The sequence below is a fragment of the Klebsiella sp. WP4-W18-ESBL-05 genome (genome assembly GCF_014169075.1).
Taxonomy (GTDB): Bacteria; Pseudomonadota; Gammaproteobacteria; order Enterobacterales; family Enterobacteriaceae; genus Kluyvera; species Kluyvera ascorbata_B.
The window spans coordinates 2380600-2396005 of the sequence record NZ_AP022057.1 but is presented as its reverse complement, the minus strand read 5'-3'; the positions used below and the strand labels follow the sequence as shown (position 1 = coordinate 2396005).

At 51.8% G+C, this 15406-nt stretch carries 17 protein-coding genes; 8 read left to right on the top strand and 9 right to left on the bottom strand.

Going from position 1 to position 15406, the window contains the following annotated elements:
- Window positions 1-243 carry a hypothetical protein gene (locus tag H7R58_RS11465; RefSeq protein ID WP_197974834.1) on the top strand — a complete coding sequence of 81 codons (243 nt, stop codon included), beginning with the start codon at window positions 1-3 and terminating at the stop codon, window positions 241-243.
- Between the two features lie 335 nt (window positions 244-578).
- Window positions 579-863 carry a VF530 family protein gene (locus H7R58_RS11460; protein WP_106930670.1) on the top strand — a complete coding sequence of 95 codons (285 nt, stop codon included), beginning with the start codon at window positions 579-581 and terminating at the stop codon, window positions 861-863.
- Here H7R58_RS11460 and H7R58_RS11455 read toward each other — a convergent pair.
- Complete coding sequence (locus H7R58_RS11455) at window positions 853-1857, bottom strand: zinc-binding dehydrogenase (protein ID WP_182928925.1); 1005 nt, start codon at window positions 1855-1857, stop codon at window positions 853-855. The two genes, H7R58_RS11460 and H7R58_RS11455, sit on opposite strands and share 11 nt — an antisense overlap.
- Before the next feature lie 244 nt (window positions 1858-2101).
- Here H7R58_RS11455 and H7R58_RS11450 point away from each other — a divergent pair, with 244 nt between their 5' ends.
- Both H7R58_RS11450 and H7R58_RS11445 read left to right on the top strand, forming a co-directional pair.
- Window positions 2102-3415, top strand: coding sequence for a glycoside hydrolase family 10-like protein (locus tag H7R58_RS11450; RefSeq protein WP_413774313.1), 1314 nt, complete (start codon window positions 2102-2104; stop codon window positions 3413-3415).
- Window positions 3416-3691: 276 nt separating this feature from the next.
- Window positions 3692-4840, top strand: a complete 1149-nt coding sequence (locus tag H7R58_RS11445; protein ID WP_413774312.1) for an amino acid permease — start codon at window positions 3692-3694, stop codon at window positions 4838-4840.
- On the opposite strand, the gene H7R58_RS11440 is transcribed toward H7R58_RS11445, so the two are convergent.
- Window positions 4775-5472 (bottom strand): IS1 family transposase gene (locus H7R58_RS11440; RefSeq protein ID WP_223335778.1). Its coding sequence is split into 2 segments (ribosomal slippage): window positions 4775-5223 and window positions 5223-5472, totalling 699 coding nucleotides; the frame shifts between segments, so codons are not numbered across the junction. The genes H7R58_RS11445 and H7R58_RS11440 overlap by 66 nt on opposite strands.
- Window positions 5473-5569: 97 nt before the next feature.
- Between H7R58_RS11440 and H7R58_RS11435 the strand changes: the two genes are divergently transcribed.
- Complete coding sequence (locus H7R58_RS11435) at window positions 5570-5737, top strand: hypothetical protein (protein WP_227674969.1); 168 nt, start codon at window positions 5570-5572, stop codon at window positions 5735-5737.
- Window positions 5738-5798: 61 nt separating this feature from the next.
- On the opposite strand, the gene cfa is transcribed toward H7R58_RS11435, so the two are convergent.
- The gene (gene cfa, locus H7R58_RS11430) at window positions 5799-6953 is read right to left on the bottom strand and encodes a cyclopropane fatty acyl phospholipid synthase (RefSeq protein ID WP_106930653.1); all 1155 of its coding nucleotides are present in this window, start codon (window positions 6951-6953) and stop codon (window positions 5799-5801) included.
- A gap of 178 nt (window positions 6954-7131) precedes the next feature.
- Between cfa and H7R58_RS11425 the strand changes: the two genes are divergently transcribed.
- Window positions 7132-7869 carry a helix-turn-helix domain-containing protein gene (locus H7R58_RS11425; RefSeq protein WP_223878973.1) on the top strand — a complete coding sequence of 246 codons (738 nt, stop codon included), beginning with the start codon at window positions 7132-7134 and terminating at the stop codon, window positions 7867-7869.
- Here H7R58_RS11425 and H7R58_RS11420 read toward each other — a convergent pair.
- Entirely contained in the window at window positions 7866-8216 is a 351-nt protein-coding gene (locus H7R58_RS11420; protein WP_106930651.1) for a PerC family transcriptional regulator, read from the bottom strand. The two genes, H7R58_RS11425 and H7R58_RS11420, sit on opposite strands and share 4 nt — an antisense overlap.
- Window positions 8217-8486: 270 nt before the next feature.
- Between H7R58_RS11420 and H7R58_RS11415 the strand changes: the two genes are divergently transcribed.
- Window positions 8487-9263 (top strand): MBL fold metallo-hydrolase, encoded by a 777-nt coding sequence (locus H7R58_RS11415; RefSeq protein ID WP_106930650.1) that lies wholly within the window; start codon window positions 8487-8489, stop codon window positions 9261-9263.
- Between the two features lie 14 nt (window positions 9264-9277).
- A complete protein-coding gene (locus H7R58_RS11410) occupies window positions 9278-10225 on the top strand; it encodes a GlxA family transcriptional regulator (protein WP_106930648.1) in 948 nt (315 codons plus the stop codon).
- Window positions 10226-10528: 303 nt separating this feature from the next.
- On the opposite strand, the gene H7R58_RS11405 is transcribed toward H7R58_RS11410, so the two are convergent.
- The 5 genes from H7R58_RS11405 to H7R58_RS11385 form a co-directional block, all read right to left on the bottom strand.
- The gene (locus H7R58_RS11405; protein ID WP_106930644.1) at window positions 10529-10969 is read right to left on the bottom strand and encodes a GNAT family N-acetyltransferase; all 441 of its coding nucleotides are present in this window, start codon (window positions 10967-10969) and stop codon (window positions 10529-10531) included.
- A 12-nt stretch (window positions 10970-10981) separates the two neighbouring features.
- Window positions 10982-11896, bottom strand: a complete 915-nt coding sequence (locus H7R58_RS11400) for a bestrophin family protein (RefSeq protein ID WP_106930642.1) — start codon at window positions 11894-11896, stop codon at window positions 10982-10984.
- 236 nt (window positions 11897-12132) lie between these two features.
- Window positions 12133-13584 carry a tagaturonate reductase gene (locus H7R58_RS11395; protein ID WP_182928927.1) on the bottom strand — a complete coding sequence of 484 codons (1452 nt, stop codon included), beginning with the start codon at window positions 13582-13584 and terminating at the stop codon, window positions 12133-12135.
- Between the two features lie 114 nt (window positions 13585-13698).
- A complete protein-coding gene (locus H7R58_RS11390) occupies window positions 13699-14226 on the bottom strand; it encodes a GNAT family N-acetyltransferase (protein ID WP_182928928.1) in 528 nt (175 codons plus the stop codon).
- Window positions 14227-14313: 87 nt separating this feature from the next.
- Window positions 14314-15306, bottom strand: a complete 993-nt coding sequence (locus H7R58_RS11385; RefSeq protein ID WP_182930638.1) for a sensor domain-containing diguanylate cyclase — start codon at window positions 15304-15306, stop codon at window positions 14314-14316.
- Window positions 15307-15406: the final 100 nt, after the last annotated feature.

Genomic DNA, 15406 nt, shown 5'->3' with positions numbered 1-15406 from the left:
ATGCCAACGCCGCGCCATCAAACCGTTTTGCTGTGCTTTGCTACCTTTCTCCTCGCCGGCTGTTCATTAACGCGCGTCTCTGATAGCGCACATGCTGAGGAAGTCGATCGTCTTAATATCGTTGGTCTGCGTCTGGATGCCGCGAAAGAAAAAATCAGCGCTGCAGGCTTTGTTTGCGATCGCGATGCCAGGCTCAGCCACGTTGATACAGAATCGGGTGTTCAGGTTTTAAAACAGCTGTAATGTGCGAAAACCAGTCAGGAACTGTTTTGCCCGCAGATTCGCAACGTCGTGCTCAATGTTGATCCGAACACGGAAACCGTGGTTTGGGTCGGAAAATACATAACACAGCACGGTTGCTTCTGAAAAACAAATGTAACGTACTGATTTATTGATAAATTATCGATTATGCTAGCGCTACGCGAATTCTGTGATTTTCGCTGTGTCATAGTGGGTCAGATTTTACGTAGCTGCGCGGTTTTATTGGGTGAAAAAACATACAGTAAACGCTGGCATTGCCGCTGACTCCGCTTTCTTGTACCCTTCCCTCGCCGAACTATCAGACACAACGGAATTCCATCACTGTGCATACATCTAAAGATCCTTTACACGGCGTTACCCTGGAAATGCAGGTAAACGCGCTGGTCGCGCGTTACGGCTGGGAGCAGTTAAGCAAGCTGATTAACATCAACTGTTTCAAGAATGAGCCAAGCGTAAAATCGAGCCTGAAGTTTCTGCGTCGGACTCCGTGGGCACGCGCGGAAGTTGAAGCGCTGTATCTGGATTCATTGAATGGTGATGTGGAAATCACGCCGGCAGAACCGGCGTTCGATCCGTGGGCGAATCACCGCGCTAAGGGTTAATCCGCACCAGCGGTTTGCCGCTAAACTGGCGATGGCGCAGTTTATCAAGGAGCTGCGGCAGTTCATCAAAATCGACGGCGACGGTCTCTTCGGCAACCAAACGGTTATTCACCAGATCGTCGAATATCTGCACTCCCGCAGTGGTGAGATCGTTCCAGGCCTCATCATCCCCGTACCAGTGCAGCGCACCGAGTGCCACCTCGTGCATGGACAACGTTCTGCCAAAAGGTGCACACGGCCACTGCGTCAGCCGTCCTTGAATACAAATAATATGTCCGTTCGCCTTAAGCGCCGGCGTCAGGCGCGCAGCGTGATCTTCATTGACGCTATCAATAACGGCGAAGAACGTGCCGTTTTTATCTTCCGGCCAGACCTGTTCCGGCGCCAGTGGCCCGGCAATACAGTGCGCTGCCCCCATGGCCTGCAGACGTGGCCAGTGTCGCGGATTGCACATCGCGGTAATCGCAAAGCCGCGGGCTGCGGCGAACTGCACCAGATAATGGCCCACCGCACCACCGGCGCCGCTAATCAACAGCGGTGCATTCTGAATAGCGGGTAGCTTTTCAATGGCCAGCCAGGCGGTCAGCGCCGGGCAAGGAATGCTGGCGGCAACGTCAAAACTTAGCGCATCAGGAATCGCAATAAGTGCCCGCGCGGCCACCGGGGTATGTTCAGCATAGCTGCCGGGCCTGGCCAGACTTTGATGATAGGCAACTCGTTTGCCTAGCCAGCGTTTATCAACGCCCTCGCCCAGTGCTACCACGGTTCCGGCCCCGTCAACGCCCGGAACGTGTCCTGTCTGCCAATCGACCAGCCCCGGGGTCAGCACCTTCCAGTCAACCGGATTCAGGCCAATGACCTGGTTGCGCACCAGCACGTCACCGGCAGCCGGCTGCGGGATCGCAATACGTTCCAGCTGCAGGTCATGGGGTTCGGCACTATTTTGCCAGGTCCAGGCCAGATGCGTCTGCGCGTGTGGGATATTATTCGACATAAGTCTTCTTTACCTATTTTCCAGGAGCATGACTTCCAAAGATAAGAAATGTACTGAAATAAGGCAAATTACCTTCTTTTATAGTAGTCATCATCAGGACTGATATCAGCTCATCGTATTGAGTAACGGTACATTCATTGCTCTGGGTTAGTAAAGACCCTATTTGCTACTGGCTAACCAATTGACTTCGCCGTAAATAGTACGAAAATGTTCTCCACTCGTGACAATCCGAAAAACGGCACCTATGACTCCCAGCTCTTACCGCTTCTTCCGTCTCTCCACTTTGAAAAAGGCCAGCGCGCTGATTGTTGCCGCCCTGTTATTGGTCAGCTGTGATTCGAAGCAGCCAACCACGCCGCCGTCCACCGTGAATCCGGGCAAATCACAGCAGAGCAATCAACCGATGCGTGGCGTTTGGCTGACGACCGTTTCACGCCTGGACTGGCCGCCAATAAGCTCCATCAATGCCGGCAGCGCCACTCAGCGTATTGACCAGCAGCAGGCGGCGCTGCGGGCTAAGCTCGACAGGCTCAAAAATCTCGGTATCAATACCGTGTTTTTCCAGGTTAAACCTGACGGCACCGCGCTGTGGAAGTCTGATATTCTACCGTGGTCCGACGTCATGACCGGCAATATTGGCGAATATCCTGGCTACGATCCGCTGCAGTTTATGCTGGATGAAGCCCATAAGCGTGGAATGAAAGTCCATGCGTGGTTCAACCCGTACCGGGTTTCCACTAATACTAAACCGTCGACCGTTTCGGCGCTCAATAGCACCCTCTCGATGACGCCACCGAGCGTGTTTGTGCTGCATCGTGACTGGATTCGTACGGCGAGCGATCGCTTTGTGCTCGACCCTGGAATTCCGGATGCCCGTGACTGGATCACCAGTATTGTGGCGGAAGTCGTATCGCGCTATCCCGTCGACGGCGTTCAGTTCGATGATTACTTCTACACCGAAACCGCTAACTCTTCGCTGAATGACAGCGCCACATTCCGCCGCTATGGCCAGGGTTATGCCTCCAAAGCCGATTGGCGTCGGAGTAACACTCAGCAGTTGATCGCCCAGGTATCCCGCACGATTAAACAGTTGAACCCGAACGTCGAGTTTGGCGTCAGTCCGGCTGGGGTCTGGCGTAACCGTTCGCATGACCCGGCCGGGTCAGATACCCGTGGCGCGGCGGCTTACGATGAATCCTATGCTGATACGCGTCAATGGGTACAACAAGGTTTGCTGGATTATATCGCCCCACAGATCTACTGGCCCTTTGCCCGTGATGCGGCCCGCTACGATGTGTTAGCCAAATGGTGGGCGGATGTAGTGAAGCCGACTAACACGCGTCTGTACATTGGCATCGCGCTGTATAAAGTGGGTGAACCGTCAAAGAACGAGCCGGACTGGACCATCGAAGGCGGCGTTCCGGAGCTGAAAAAGCAAATTGACCTCAATGAATCTGCATCAAACATCAACGGAACCATCCTGTTCCGCGAAGGTTATCTGGAGCAACCGCAAACCCAGCAGGCGGTTGATTATTTAAAAGACCGCTGGGGTAATTAACGTCTACCCTGAACCGGCCGTTATGCGGCCGGCTCTTTTTTAATAAAAAGCGATATAAGTTACATAGCTGTGAATTATTATCATTAATATATCTAAACTAACGATCGTTAATAAAAATAGCTTGCGACGCCTGCCGAAGTACCAGTAGTATCTTGAAAAGGGCCAGTTTACGGCCTGAAATAAAAATAAAATAACCCCCTCTACCTTCTCATTCCCGTTTGGATACCAACCACTCGCTCGTTAACGCTTGCGTTAATTCTAATATTTATGAGTACTATGAATAAAGAAACCGAAGTATCTCGTCCTCAATGGACGAAAAAGGACACCATCTGGATGATGGGTGTGTATGGCGCTACCGTCGGAGCAGGCACGCTATTCCTGCCGGTAGAAATTGGTACGCGCGGTCCGCTGGTCTTTATTCTACTACTGCTACTCGGTTTTCCGCTGTCGTTAGTTCCCCACGTGCTGATATGCCGTGTCTTTATGCGCGACAACCCGGCGGACGAGCAGAACGATCGCACGCTGCCGCTGTTTGGTTCGTTCTTCGGCGCCAAGGGACGTCAGTTGATGAAGCTGTTTTTCTGCGTTGCACACTATCCGGTGACGCTGGTGTACGCCGTTTCGTTGATTAACGCCCTCAGCCATTTCCTGACCGAACGCCTGCACTTCACCGGCTTTAACCGCGCGACTCTGACGCTGGTTGTGCTGGCAATTTTGCATCTGGTGCTAAGCAAAGGTCGTGATAAAGTCGTCAGCACCATGAGCGCCCTTGCGCTGCCGTTCGCCATTGCTATTATTGTGGTGGCGGCGTCACAGATTCCGGCCTGGGATTTCAGCAATATCGCCCATGCGTGGCAATCAACCCATTCAACGTCGGCCAGCAGTTCTCTGAAGGATTTGTGGTTAACCCTACCGCTGATTGCTTTCTCGCTGTGCTCCGCGCCGCTGATTCCCGCACTGGCTTCCTGGTATCGCGAACCTGGCAACGGTGGCGAGACGCAGTCCGTTCGTGTTATTCGGCACGCCTATGGTTTGATTTTCTTCAGTATTCTCTTTTTCGTACTGAGCTGTATTTTGAGCACCCCGCGCGAAACGTTTGAATTGGCTAAGGCGCAAAACCTTAATGTGCTGTCGGTTATCGGCGGCAACGACGGTATGAGCGTGATGATCTATCTGGCGCCGTTGATTGCGATTCTGGGGATGACTAAATCATTTTTGGGGATCTCGATGCCGGTTGCCGAAACGTTCAATGTCCTGGCGGCAGATCTTTTTGGCATTAAACGCACCAGCCATATTAAACAGGCCAAATTAATCATTTCCGTGCTGATGTTTATTATCACATCGGGTAATGACTCCAACTTAATGATAGTGTTTTATGTTCAGATAATGCCCGATGACCTTGTCATGCAGCTCCACCGATTTTGAGAACGACAGTGACTTCCGTCCCAGCCTTGCCAGATGTTGTCTCAGATTCAGGTTATGTCGCTCAATGCGCTGAGTGTAACGCTTGCTGATAACGTGCAGCTTTCCCTTCAGGCGGGATTCATACAGCGGCCAGCCATCCGTCATCCATACCACGACCTCAAAGGCCGACAGCAGGCTCAGAAGACGCTCCAGTGTGGCCAGAGTGCGTTCACCGAATACGTGCGCCACAACCGTCTTCCGGAGCCTGTCATACGCGTAAAACAGCCAGCGCTGGCGCGATTTAGCCCCGACGTATCCCCACTGTTCGTCCATTTCCGCGCAGACGATGACGTCACTGCCCGGCTGTATGCGCGAGGTTACCGACTGCGGCCTGAGTTTTTTAAATGGCGGAAAATCGTGTTGAGGCCAACGCCCATAATGCGGGCGGTTGCCCGGCATCCAACGCCATTCATGGCCATATCAATGATTTTCTGGTGCGTACCGGGTTGAGAAGCGGTGTAAGTGAACTGCAGTTGCCATGTTTTACGGCAGTGAGAGCAGAGATAGCGCTGATGTCCGGCGGTGCTTTTGCCGTTACGCACCACCCCGTCAGTAGCTGAACAGGAGGGACAGCTGATAGAAACAGAAGCCACTGGAGCACCTCAAAAACACCATCATACACTAAATCAGTAAGTTGGCAGCATCACCATCACATCGGCGGTGGTTTATCTTAACCCAGACGTCATTAATATGATTGAAACCCTGTGCGGGCCATTAATTGCGATCTTCCTGTTTATTATTCCAACCTGGCTGATTTTCACCCGCGAAGCGCTGAAACCACTGCGAGGTATGCTCTCCGCGATGGTCATGGCCAGCGGCGTACTGACCGTTTCCGCCCTGCTGTACGGGATGTTCTGATCTCAGTTATTAATATGACGATGGGCTGGCACCGACTATCGGTCCAGCCCGTTTTAACAGTTTACCGATAAACGTACATCCCGCCTTCGGTTCCCCGGCTGAACAATACCTGCCAGAGTTCAATATCACGTGCGCGAAATGCACCGGCGCAGGCGCAAAGGTAATAGTTGAACATTCGACGAAAACGCGGAGTATAGTGCGTGGCTATGTCGGGCCATGCCGCATTAAAGCGCTGGTGCCAGGCCATTAGCGTTTTATCATAATCACTACCGAAGTTGTGCCAGTCTTCCATAATCAGCCTGGATTCACTGACGTTGGCGATCTGACGAATTGACGGCAGGCAGCCGTTCGGGAAAATGTATTTGTTAATCCATGGGTCGACGTTAACCCCGGTCTCGTTACTGCCGATAGTGTGGAGTAAAAACAGCCCGTCGGCCTTCAGGCAGCGGTCAACGACCTTGAAATAGGTGTCGTAATTTTTGGGACCAACGTGCTCAAACATCCCAACGGAAACAATACGATCGTATTTTCTGTTCAGATCGCGATAGTCCTGCAGCAGAATGCTCACATCAAGCCCTTCACAGCGCTGCTGTGCCATTTTTTGCTGCTCTTGCGAAATGGTCACGCCGTCAACGCTGACGCCATAGTGGCGAGCGGCGTACTCGGCCAAACCGCCCCACCCGCAGCCGATATCCAGCAAACGCATGCCGGGCTGGAGCTGCAATTTTTCGCAAATCATTTTCAGCTTGGCATCTTGCGCCTCTTCCAGAGAACTTGCCGTACGCCAATAAGCACAGGAGTACTGCATGTGAGGGTCTAACATCCTGGAAAATAAATCGTTACCGATATCGTAATGCTCTTTACCGACAATCCAGGCGCGTCGGCGCGACTGTAGGTTAAACAATCTCGCGCTGGCAATTTGCAGAATATCCTTCAGATTTCCCGGCATCTGTTTATCCAGTTTGGCCTGAAGAATTTTACAGAACAGAATGTCCAGCCGGTCACAATCCCACCAACCGTCCATATAACTTTCACCAAAGCCTAACGAACCTTGTTGAAATACGCGTTTAAAAAAATCAGCGTGATGCACCTGAATATCCCACGGGCGCGAGCCGTTGATTTTAATATCCGCCTGCTGGAGCAGTTCGTTGCCCATTCGCGACCAATTATCATTCAATTCTTCAACATTTATTACGTCTGAGCAAACCGTCGCCATAATTCTATTCCATAAATTAGAAGTCAGTATTTTCTGCGTAAGATTATTATTGATATCACGATGGTATGTATTATGATGTGAGGACAATATTTATCGAGTAGACGCCATAACGATGGACGAGCGCCCTTCTTTCTCAACCATACAGGCAAAACGGTGGTTTTCATCGCAGGATAATTCGATGAAAGAGCTGCCGCAGTCGGTGTACTTTCGTTCGTATGTGCTTGAAGCCAATAATCATGTTGCCAATCATAGCCACTCCTTCGCGCAGTTCCATTTTGCTCATACGGGCAGCATGCGAATTGATGTCGCGGGGAAATGCTGGGTAATACCTGCCCACTATGGGATCTGGATACCGCATAATACCGAACATGCGGTGTGGGCACTGGATGAAGTGCACCTGGAGAGTCTGGATATCGAGCCCGCGTTTTTACCGGTGCCGATCGATGACTGTAAAATGGTGGCCATCAGCGATTTTGTACGCGAGTTTATCCATTACGCTACCACAAATATACCAGAACGTTATGATATTAAAGGTAAAGATGGTCAGTTGGTCAGCGTCCTGCTGGACGTTATTTTGAAACTACCGGAAGTGGAGTTGATGCTACCGTGGCCACATAATGCGGCGCTGATAGAGGTCTGTCGGACTATACAGGAATCGCCTGCATTAGAGCATTCGATGGAATATTGGGCCGATCATTTAGGTATGTCGGCCCGTACCTTCTCACGTCATTTTAAAAAAGAAACTGGCTTACCGTTTGGCGCCTGGAAACAAAAAATGCGCATTCTCGAGTCGGTAATGTTGCTGAAAAAAAATAAAAACGTGACCGCCGTTGCCCTTGATGTCGGCTATTCCAGCACGGCCGCATTTAGCTTTGCCTTTCGCCAGGCATTCGGTGTACCCCCATCGAGTTACTAATGGATTGGTTTACTACGGGGATTATATTTGTAGATAAACGCGCTCGACCTTCCGGTCATATGCTGCACTTCTTTAATGCTGTATCCCTGCTTCAGAAGCTGCTGAATTTTTAATTTATCGCGTTCAACATGCTGTTTTTTGTCGTTCCCTGCTGGCGCATCATGGGGTGATTTGATACGCAGATGTAAACTGCAGTTATCTATTTTCTCCGAAGCCAGTCGGCACTGAGCCTTGTCGGCATCAAAATGCGTTGAAATTTCTCGCCAAAGACGCAGAGCTCGACGGTAAAAGCCTTTCGTTTCGTTCAGTTGGGCAAGCACAATGAGTGCATTAATTTCGGCGGACATAATCAAAAACCCACGGATAAATGAATAATACGCGTATGCGCTGTGGCTCACTTCATTTGTATGATAAATACAAAATATCCCCACTGTCTATGCCTGTTTGGCTCTATTTCTATACTGAATATTCATACTTGCTATGCCTGAACGGCATCGTTGCGCACAACAGCGGCCATCAATTGGCCCAATATCATCGAAGATTGTCATTACGCCAGCGGCGCAACGCTGAGAATCCGACATACTGTGTTCATCTCCTCACACAACAGGACTCTCACTATGAACATTACCCAAATCCGCAACGCCACCCAGTTGATTCACTACGCGGGTAAACGCTTTCTGATTGACCCGATGCTGGCGGCCAAAGACACCTACCCGGGCTTTCCCGGCACGGCCCGCGCCGATATTCGTATCCCGATGGTGGAACTGCCTCTGCCGATCGGCGAGATTATCGACGTGGATGCGGTGATTGTGACGCATACTCATCTCGATCATTGGGATGACGCGGCCGCCGCTGCTCTTCCAGGGTCGATACCGATTTATGTGCAGAATGCCCATGATGAAGCACTCCTGCGCGCTAAGGGCTTTAGCGAAGTGCGCCTCCTTTCAGCTGACAGTCATTTTGGCCACATCCGTTTGCTCAAAACCGACGGGCAGCATGGATCAGACGCCGCCTACGCGATACCTGAACTGGCAGAACGACTTGGCGAAGCCTGCGGCGTAGTATTTCAGCATCCGGAAGAAAAAACGCTCTATCTGGTTGGCGACACAATCTGGATCGACGCCATTGCTGAAAATATGCGCCACTATCAGCCGGAAGTGCTGGTGATGAATACCGGATGGGCACACGTGCTGGGATTTGGCCCGATTATTTTTGGCAATGAAGATCTGCTAAAAGCACATGCACTATTGCCGCAGGCGCAGATCGTTGCCACCCATATGGGGGCGATTAACCATTGTCTGGTGACGCGAGAAGCGCTGCTGGAATATGCTCGAGATAACCAGATAGAGGATTTCGTCTGTGCCCCAGCAGATGGTGACACTGTCACGTATTAAAGAGTGAGAACATAATGACCCCCACCTCCGTTGCGATTGTGGCCAGTGAAGGGTTCAGCACCTTTCATTTTTCGGTACCGCTAATTTTGTTTGGCGACAGCGCCAGCAGCGAAACGCATTTTCGCCGTATCATATGCGCTGAAACGCCTGGGATGGTCTGGTCTAAGGAAGGTACAGCGGTATTGGCCACGGCAGATTTTACCGCGCTGACACAAAGCGATATTGTCATCGTGCCCTTCTGGCGAGACGTGAACGAGAAACCGTCAACCGCATTGTTGGCCGCGTTGAAAACCGCACGTGCTAACGGTGCGACAGTGGTCGGTCTGTGCCTGGGAACATTTGTTCTGGCCTATGCCGGGTTACTCGACCACCGTCGAGCCGCGACGCATTGGGAATATGAGCCTGACTTTTCACGGCTTTTCCCTCAGGTAACGCTCGATGTCAACGTTCTGTATACCGACGACGATGGTCTGATTACCTCGGCTGGCACCGCCGCCGCGCTGGACTGCTGCCTGTATGTGATTCGTCAGCGTCTTGGTGCGAGCGTCGCAAACCAGATAGCCCGGCGTATGGTCACGCCGCCACACCGTGAAGGCGGCCAGGCCCAGTTTATTGAACCTACGGTACCACTGCGAACTGACGATACGCGGATTAACCAGCTTCTTCTTTTCCTGCAAAATAACCTCGGTCAGACACTTAACATCGACTCACTGGCCGAGCGAGCGGCGATGAGCCGCCGTACGCTAACCCGCCATTTTCAGAAAGCTACCGGTATGTCGATTGGTGAATGGATCACCGCTGAGCGGTTAAGACGGAGTCAGAGCCTGCTGGAGAGCAGCCAGCTTTCCATTGAGCAGGTCGCGGAGCGCGCAGGCTTTCAGTCATCTATTACGTTTCGCCAGACCTTTCGTGAAAGAATGGGCGTCAGCCCGGGGGAATGGCGTAAAACCTTTCGCGGATAACTTCGCTGAGGTTATCCACAGAAACGGTGCACAACCTTGTGGGTAATTAGCCTAAAAGCCGTTGATTAATGAGGCGTTCATGAAATGTACAGGGGCGCAGCGTGTCCTGCGCCCGTTTCAGCCGAGCGTACCGCTTACCAGCCAAGCGCGCGTACCAGCGACAGATCCCAGGCGGTAGCGAACAGTGAAATGAACAGAATGATGTTAACGGCAGTCTCGATTCGTTTTTCCATTTTGATTCTCCTTATGTCGGTGCAACCATTAAACAGGGAAAACCTTAATGATTTATTCTGCATCCTGGCTTTACAGCCTAACACAATAACGTACGTAATCATCTGCGGAGATGAATTCATCATAAAGCTTACGGGCAGGATTATGAATACGCGTATGCCAGTAGAAACGCGACCATTTCTGTTCTTTGGCTTCATTTAGCACGAAATGCATGAGTTGCCGGGCAATGCCCAGGCCACGAAATGACGGGTCCACGAACAGGTCTTCCAGATAACAGATGGGTTGGGTCACCCACGTGCCTTCGTGTAATACGCACAGGGCAAAACCGGTCACGCGCCCTTCTACCACCGCCACTCGGCCAAAAACAGGCGATTGCGGATTGAGCATTCGCTGCCACGTGTTTTCCGTGACATCGTCGGCCAGTGTCGCGCCATAAAAAGTGTTGTAACCCTGCCATAGCGCCAACCACTGCGCTTTATCTTCAGCCTGTATGGCACGAATGATTACGGTCACGCGTTTTTCCTCTTAGCTGAGCTGGTAATGCTTATCGACGGTAAGGCGCTCAGGTATCTGGGGTTCATCGTTCATTTGCAGCAGATCGATTTCGATAGCGTTGCAGATAGCATCCAACGGTAAATCATTATTTTCCATACCGAAGGGTTCTTCAAGCTCTTCCGCCAGCGTATCCAGAGAGATAAAGGTGTACGAAATCAGCACCGAGACAAATGGCGTCATATAGTGTAAGTCAACAACCAGCGCGAACGGCAGCATGATGCAGAACAGGTACACGGTGCGATGTAAAATCAGGGAATAGGCAAAAGGCACCGGCGTATTGGCAATACGTTCACAGCCGGCCAGCACGATGGACATATCGTTGAGGCGAATGTTCAGACTATGGTACAGAATATCCGACAGTTGCCCTGCCCGACGCCTCTGAGCCAGCCACTCCCCCATAATCAGCAAAATACGATTTGCCGGCGACTGGGCGGTCATCACCTCATGAAGATGCGATTCGGAAAGATACTTCGCCAGCACCGCACGCGTAGGCTGGCGGCGTAGCGTCAGACGCAGACAGTGGGCAAACGCAATTTGCAGACCCACAAATTCATTCAGATGCGGATCGTCGTGCAGCGTGTTTTTTACCTCACGCAGCAAAGAGCGTGAGGCAATCATCAGTTGTCCCCAAAGCTGACGGGCTTCAACGTAGCGGGAATAACAGGCGTTATTGCGAAAACCCAGGAATATGGCAATGGCCACGCCGAGAATACTGAACGGGGCGACCGTCAGCTTCACCCCCAGCGAAGAATACCAGGGCAAAATCAGGATCACGACTATCGATAGCAGGAAGTTAAGCAGCAACCGCGAAAAGATTTTCGGCAGCACGGAACCGTGCCAGACAAAGATACGGGCCAGCCAGTGCTGGTGAGGACGAACGATCATTTTGATATCAATCAGGTTAATGAATTGTATATTAAACGTGATCTACGTCATGTATTCAAGCGGTACTGACGGTGAAATGGTATGCTAGCGAAGCCCTTTATGGGCTGTTACGCGGTTTATGCTCGGTGTTTCAGTGGGATAGTGATAAAAGAAAATATGTATGTTGTAACTAAGTTGCCTTGTTACGGCCATAGAAAACCCGGCCGGAGCCGGGCTTGATAAGCGTTGAACCGCCGTTAGCAGAGCGGTTGCACGGCTTTACGCATTCCCTGAGTCAGAATCGCGTCAAGATCGGTTGCCACCTGTTCGACCAATCCGGAAACCTGTGTAAGATCTTGTTCCCAATGTTCGCTCACGGAAAGTACCGCGCTGACCAGATCGCGGGTAGTAATCTGGTGGTCACGATGCTGCGCCCATAGCTGCTGATAACTCTCGATCCAGTGCGCGTCGTCTTGTACCGGATACGCTTCCCCGTTACGTTCCGCGCGATAGAAAGCGATCAGCGCAGCCAGCGCAAAGGTCAAGCGTGCAGGCAGCTTACCGCTGGCCTTCTGCCCTGCTAGCAGCTGCGGCAAAATGCGGGTACGGAATTTTGTCATACCGTTCAGGGCAATAGACAACAGCTGATGCTTGATGTACGGGTTACGAAAACGACCGGTAACCGCGCTGGCAAAGGATTCCAGCTCGTCTTTCGGCAGATCCAGCACCGGAATAATTTCCTGATAAATCGCTTTTTCAACAAATGCACAGATTTCCGCATCATTCATGGCTTCACCCACGGTATCGATACCGGCCTGATAGGCCACCGGCACTAGGGCGGTATGTGCACCGTTCAGAATCGCGACTTTACGCTCTTTATACGGTTTAATATCGTCAACAATCAGTACGTTAAGTGCAAGCTTGTCGAGACGCAGTTCGCTGGCGAGGGATTTTGGCCCCTGAATCACAAACAGATAGAAGTGCTCAGCGGTATCGAGGAAGCCGTCTTTGTAACCCAGCTCCGCTTCCAGTTTTGCCGCTTCATCACGCGGGTATCCTGTGACGATACGGTCCACCAGCGTAGAGCAGAAAGCGTTTGATTCATTCAGCCAAGTCATGAATTCGGCCGGCAGCGCCCACTCCTGCGCATAGCGAACCACCAGCTCGTGCAGCGCCTCACCGTTATAATCAATCAGTTCGCAAGGAATGATCACCCAGCCTTTATCGGCTGCGCCGTTGAAATGGTTGAAGCGTTCGAACAGCAGGCGTGTCAGTTTCGCCGGATAACTTACCGCCGGGGCGTCATCAAACTTGTCGCCCGCGTGATAGCTGATACCCGCTTCGGTGGTATTGGAAAACACAAAACGCATGTCCGGGTTGTGAGCCAGCTTAAGGAATTCTGCGTAATCGTTATAAGCGCTGATTTCACGGTTCACCGAACGGATCAGGCGAGCATCGCTGACCGCCTCACCCTTTTCATTCAGACCACGAATAATTGTGGTGTACAGGCCGTCCTGAGTACTCAGAGAAGGCGGGAAGTCGCTGGCAATCGGGCGAACGATAACCACGCCTGAATTCAGGTCAGTGTGTTCGTTCAGCAGGTCAATCTGCCAGTCGACAAACGCGCGCAGGAAGTTTCCTTCGCCAAACTGGATAATACGTTCAGGGTATTGGGCACCGGGGAAATCATGGCGGTTCAGTGTTTTCACAATGGGTTCCTTTCTGGATTAGTCATACAACCTGCTCAATTGGTCTAATAACTTATCAGATTTTCCGCTTATGAAACCCTGTTTTGATCAAAAGTGAGAGAATAAATAGCGAGTCTATAAAAATTTGTAAAAAATCGACGTCGCCGTCAACTCACCGTCCGGCATACAGGCATAGCGCGGAATTTCCCCCACCTTTTGCCAGCCGCAGCGCTGATAGAAACTTTCCGCCCCGCTACCGGTCGCCGTATCCAGCACCAGCACGCTTTTATGCCTGTCAACGGCGACCGCTTCCAGGCGCTGCATTAGCGCACGGGCAATCCCCCCGCGACGAGCACGTTCATGCACTAACAGTTTCGCGACATCGGCGCGGTGCGGCTGGTTTTCCGGCTGGTCAACAATCAGCTGTACGGTCCCGACGATATGCTGGTCGACATCTTTAGCGACCAGCACGACACGCTCATCTCGCGCCACGCTACCGGCAGTCCGCTGCCAGAACTGCTGTGCGGTTTCCGGGCTGAACGGCAGCATAAAGCTGACGGATGCGCCGCCGTTAACGCAGTTTGTCAGCACGCCGGACAACGCATCAAGATGTGAAAGGATATCGGATTCAGAAAAGATATGAAGCGAGTACATTGAATTCATGGCGATCTCCGAAAAAGGGGTACCACCGATTTTACGTTAACAAGTTGACAACACAACAGAAGCCGCCATCGCATTTTCTTATCGGTATTAATGGGCAAAAATCTGGTTCTTACCGCGCCGTTTGGCCTCATACAGCGCATTGTCCGCCGCCTGCAACCAGTCCGAAACTTCAAGCATCTCCGGCAGCGCTTCGGCAATACCGATACTGAGCGTCAACGTTTGAGAGTGGTCCGGACGTTCGGTGACCGGCGATGTAGCATCCATAATCCGCTGAGCTATCGACCGCCCTTCTTCCAGCGACGTATCGGGCAGCAGGATAACAAACTCGTCGCCGCCTAAACGCGCGGGCGTATCGGTAGCACGCGTCGCCATCTGCAAAATTTGTGAGACGGTTTTAAGCATGACGTCGCCCACTTTATGCCCATAGCGATCGTTGATCTCTTTAAAGTTATCCAGATCGATAAACATCAGCAGCGAGTGGCCACAGTGCTGTTGCAGGCGCACCAGTTCCCACGCAATACGCTGTTCCAGCAGGCGGCGGTTGGCGATATCCAGCAGCGGATCGAGCATCGCAATACGCTCCAGTTCCTGACTCTTCAGCCGCAGCCTGACGGCAATACCATCAGTCAGCAGGCTTAAGGCAAGTACATATAAGGAAATCAGCGGCAGCGTCGCCAGCATAGTGCGTTGAGAAACATAGCCAATAAAAGGCATGCCGGTCAGAACCCAGCTAAGGGCGAAGCAGGAAACCAGCATGAATGCCGCTTTACGCATCAGCGTCACCCCACCGGCGGAAAGCCTGTCGGTGAGCAGAATGGTCGCTATCGTTACCGAGGGTAGCGGGTTCAGTGACATCATGGCTATCCAGAAGCCACCGACGCCAGCATCCAGCAGCAAATTTTGCTGCTCCACCAAACGCGGTATCGGCGCACGTATCGCGCGCAGATAGGCAACCGTCGGCCAGATAAAGGCATTAATGGCAAGCAAGACCTGAAGATAAACCGGCCGGTGATGCTCAGACAGGACGGAAAGAATCGGTAGAAAACACAGGAAAGTGCCGAGCATCCGCATCAGATACATCCGTCTGACAAACCGGGCTCCCGCCACCTCACTATTCGTAATAAGTTTGTCAAAACTATTCATAACGCAATTTATTCCGATACGGCGCCCGGCTCATCTT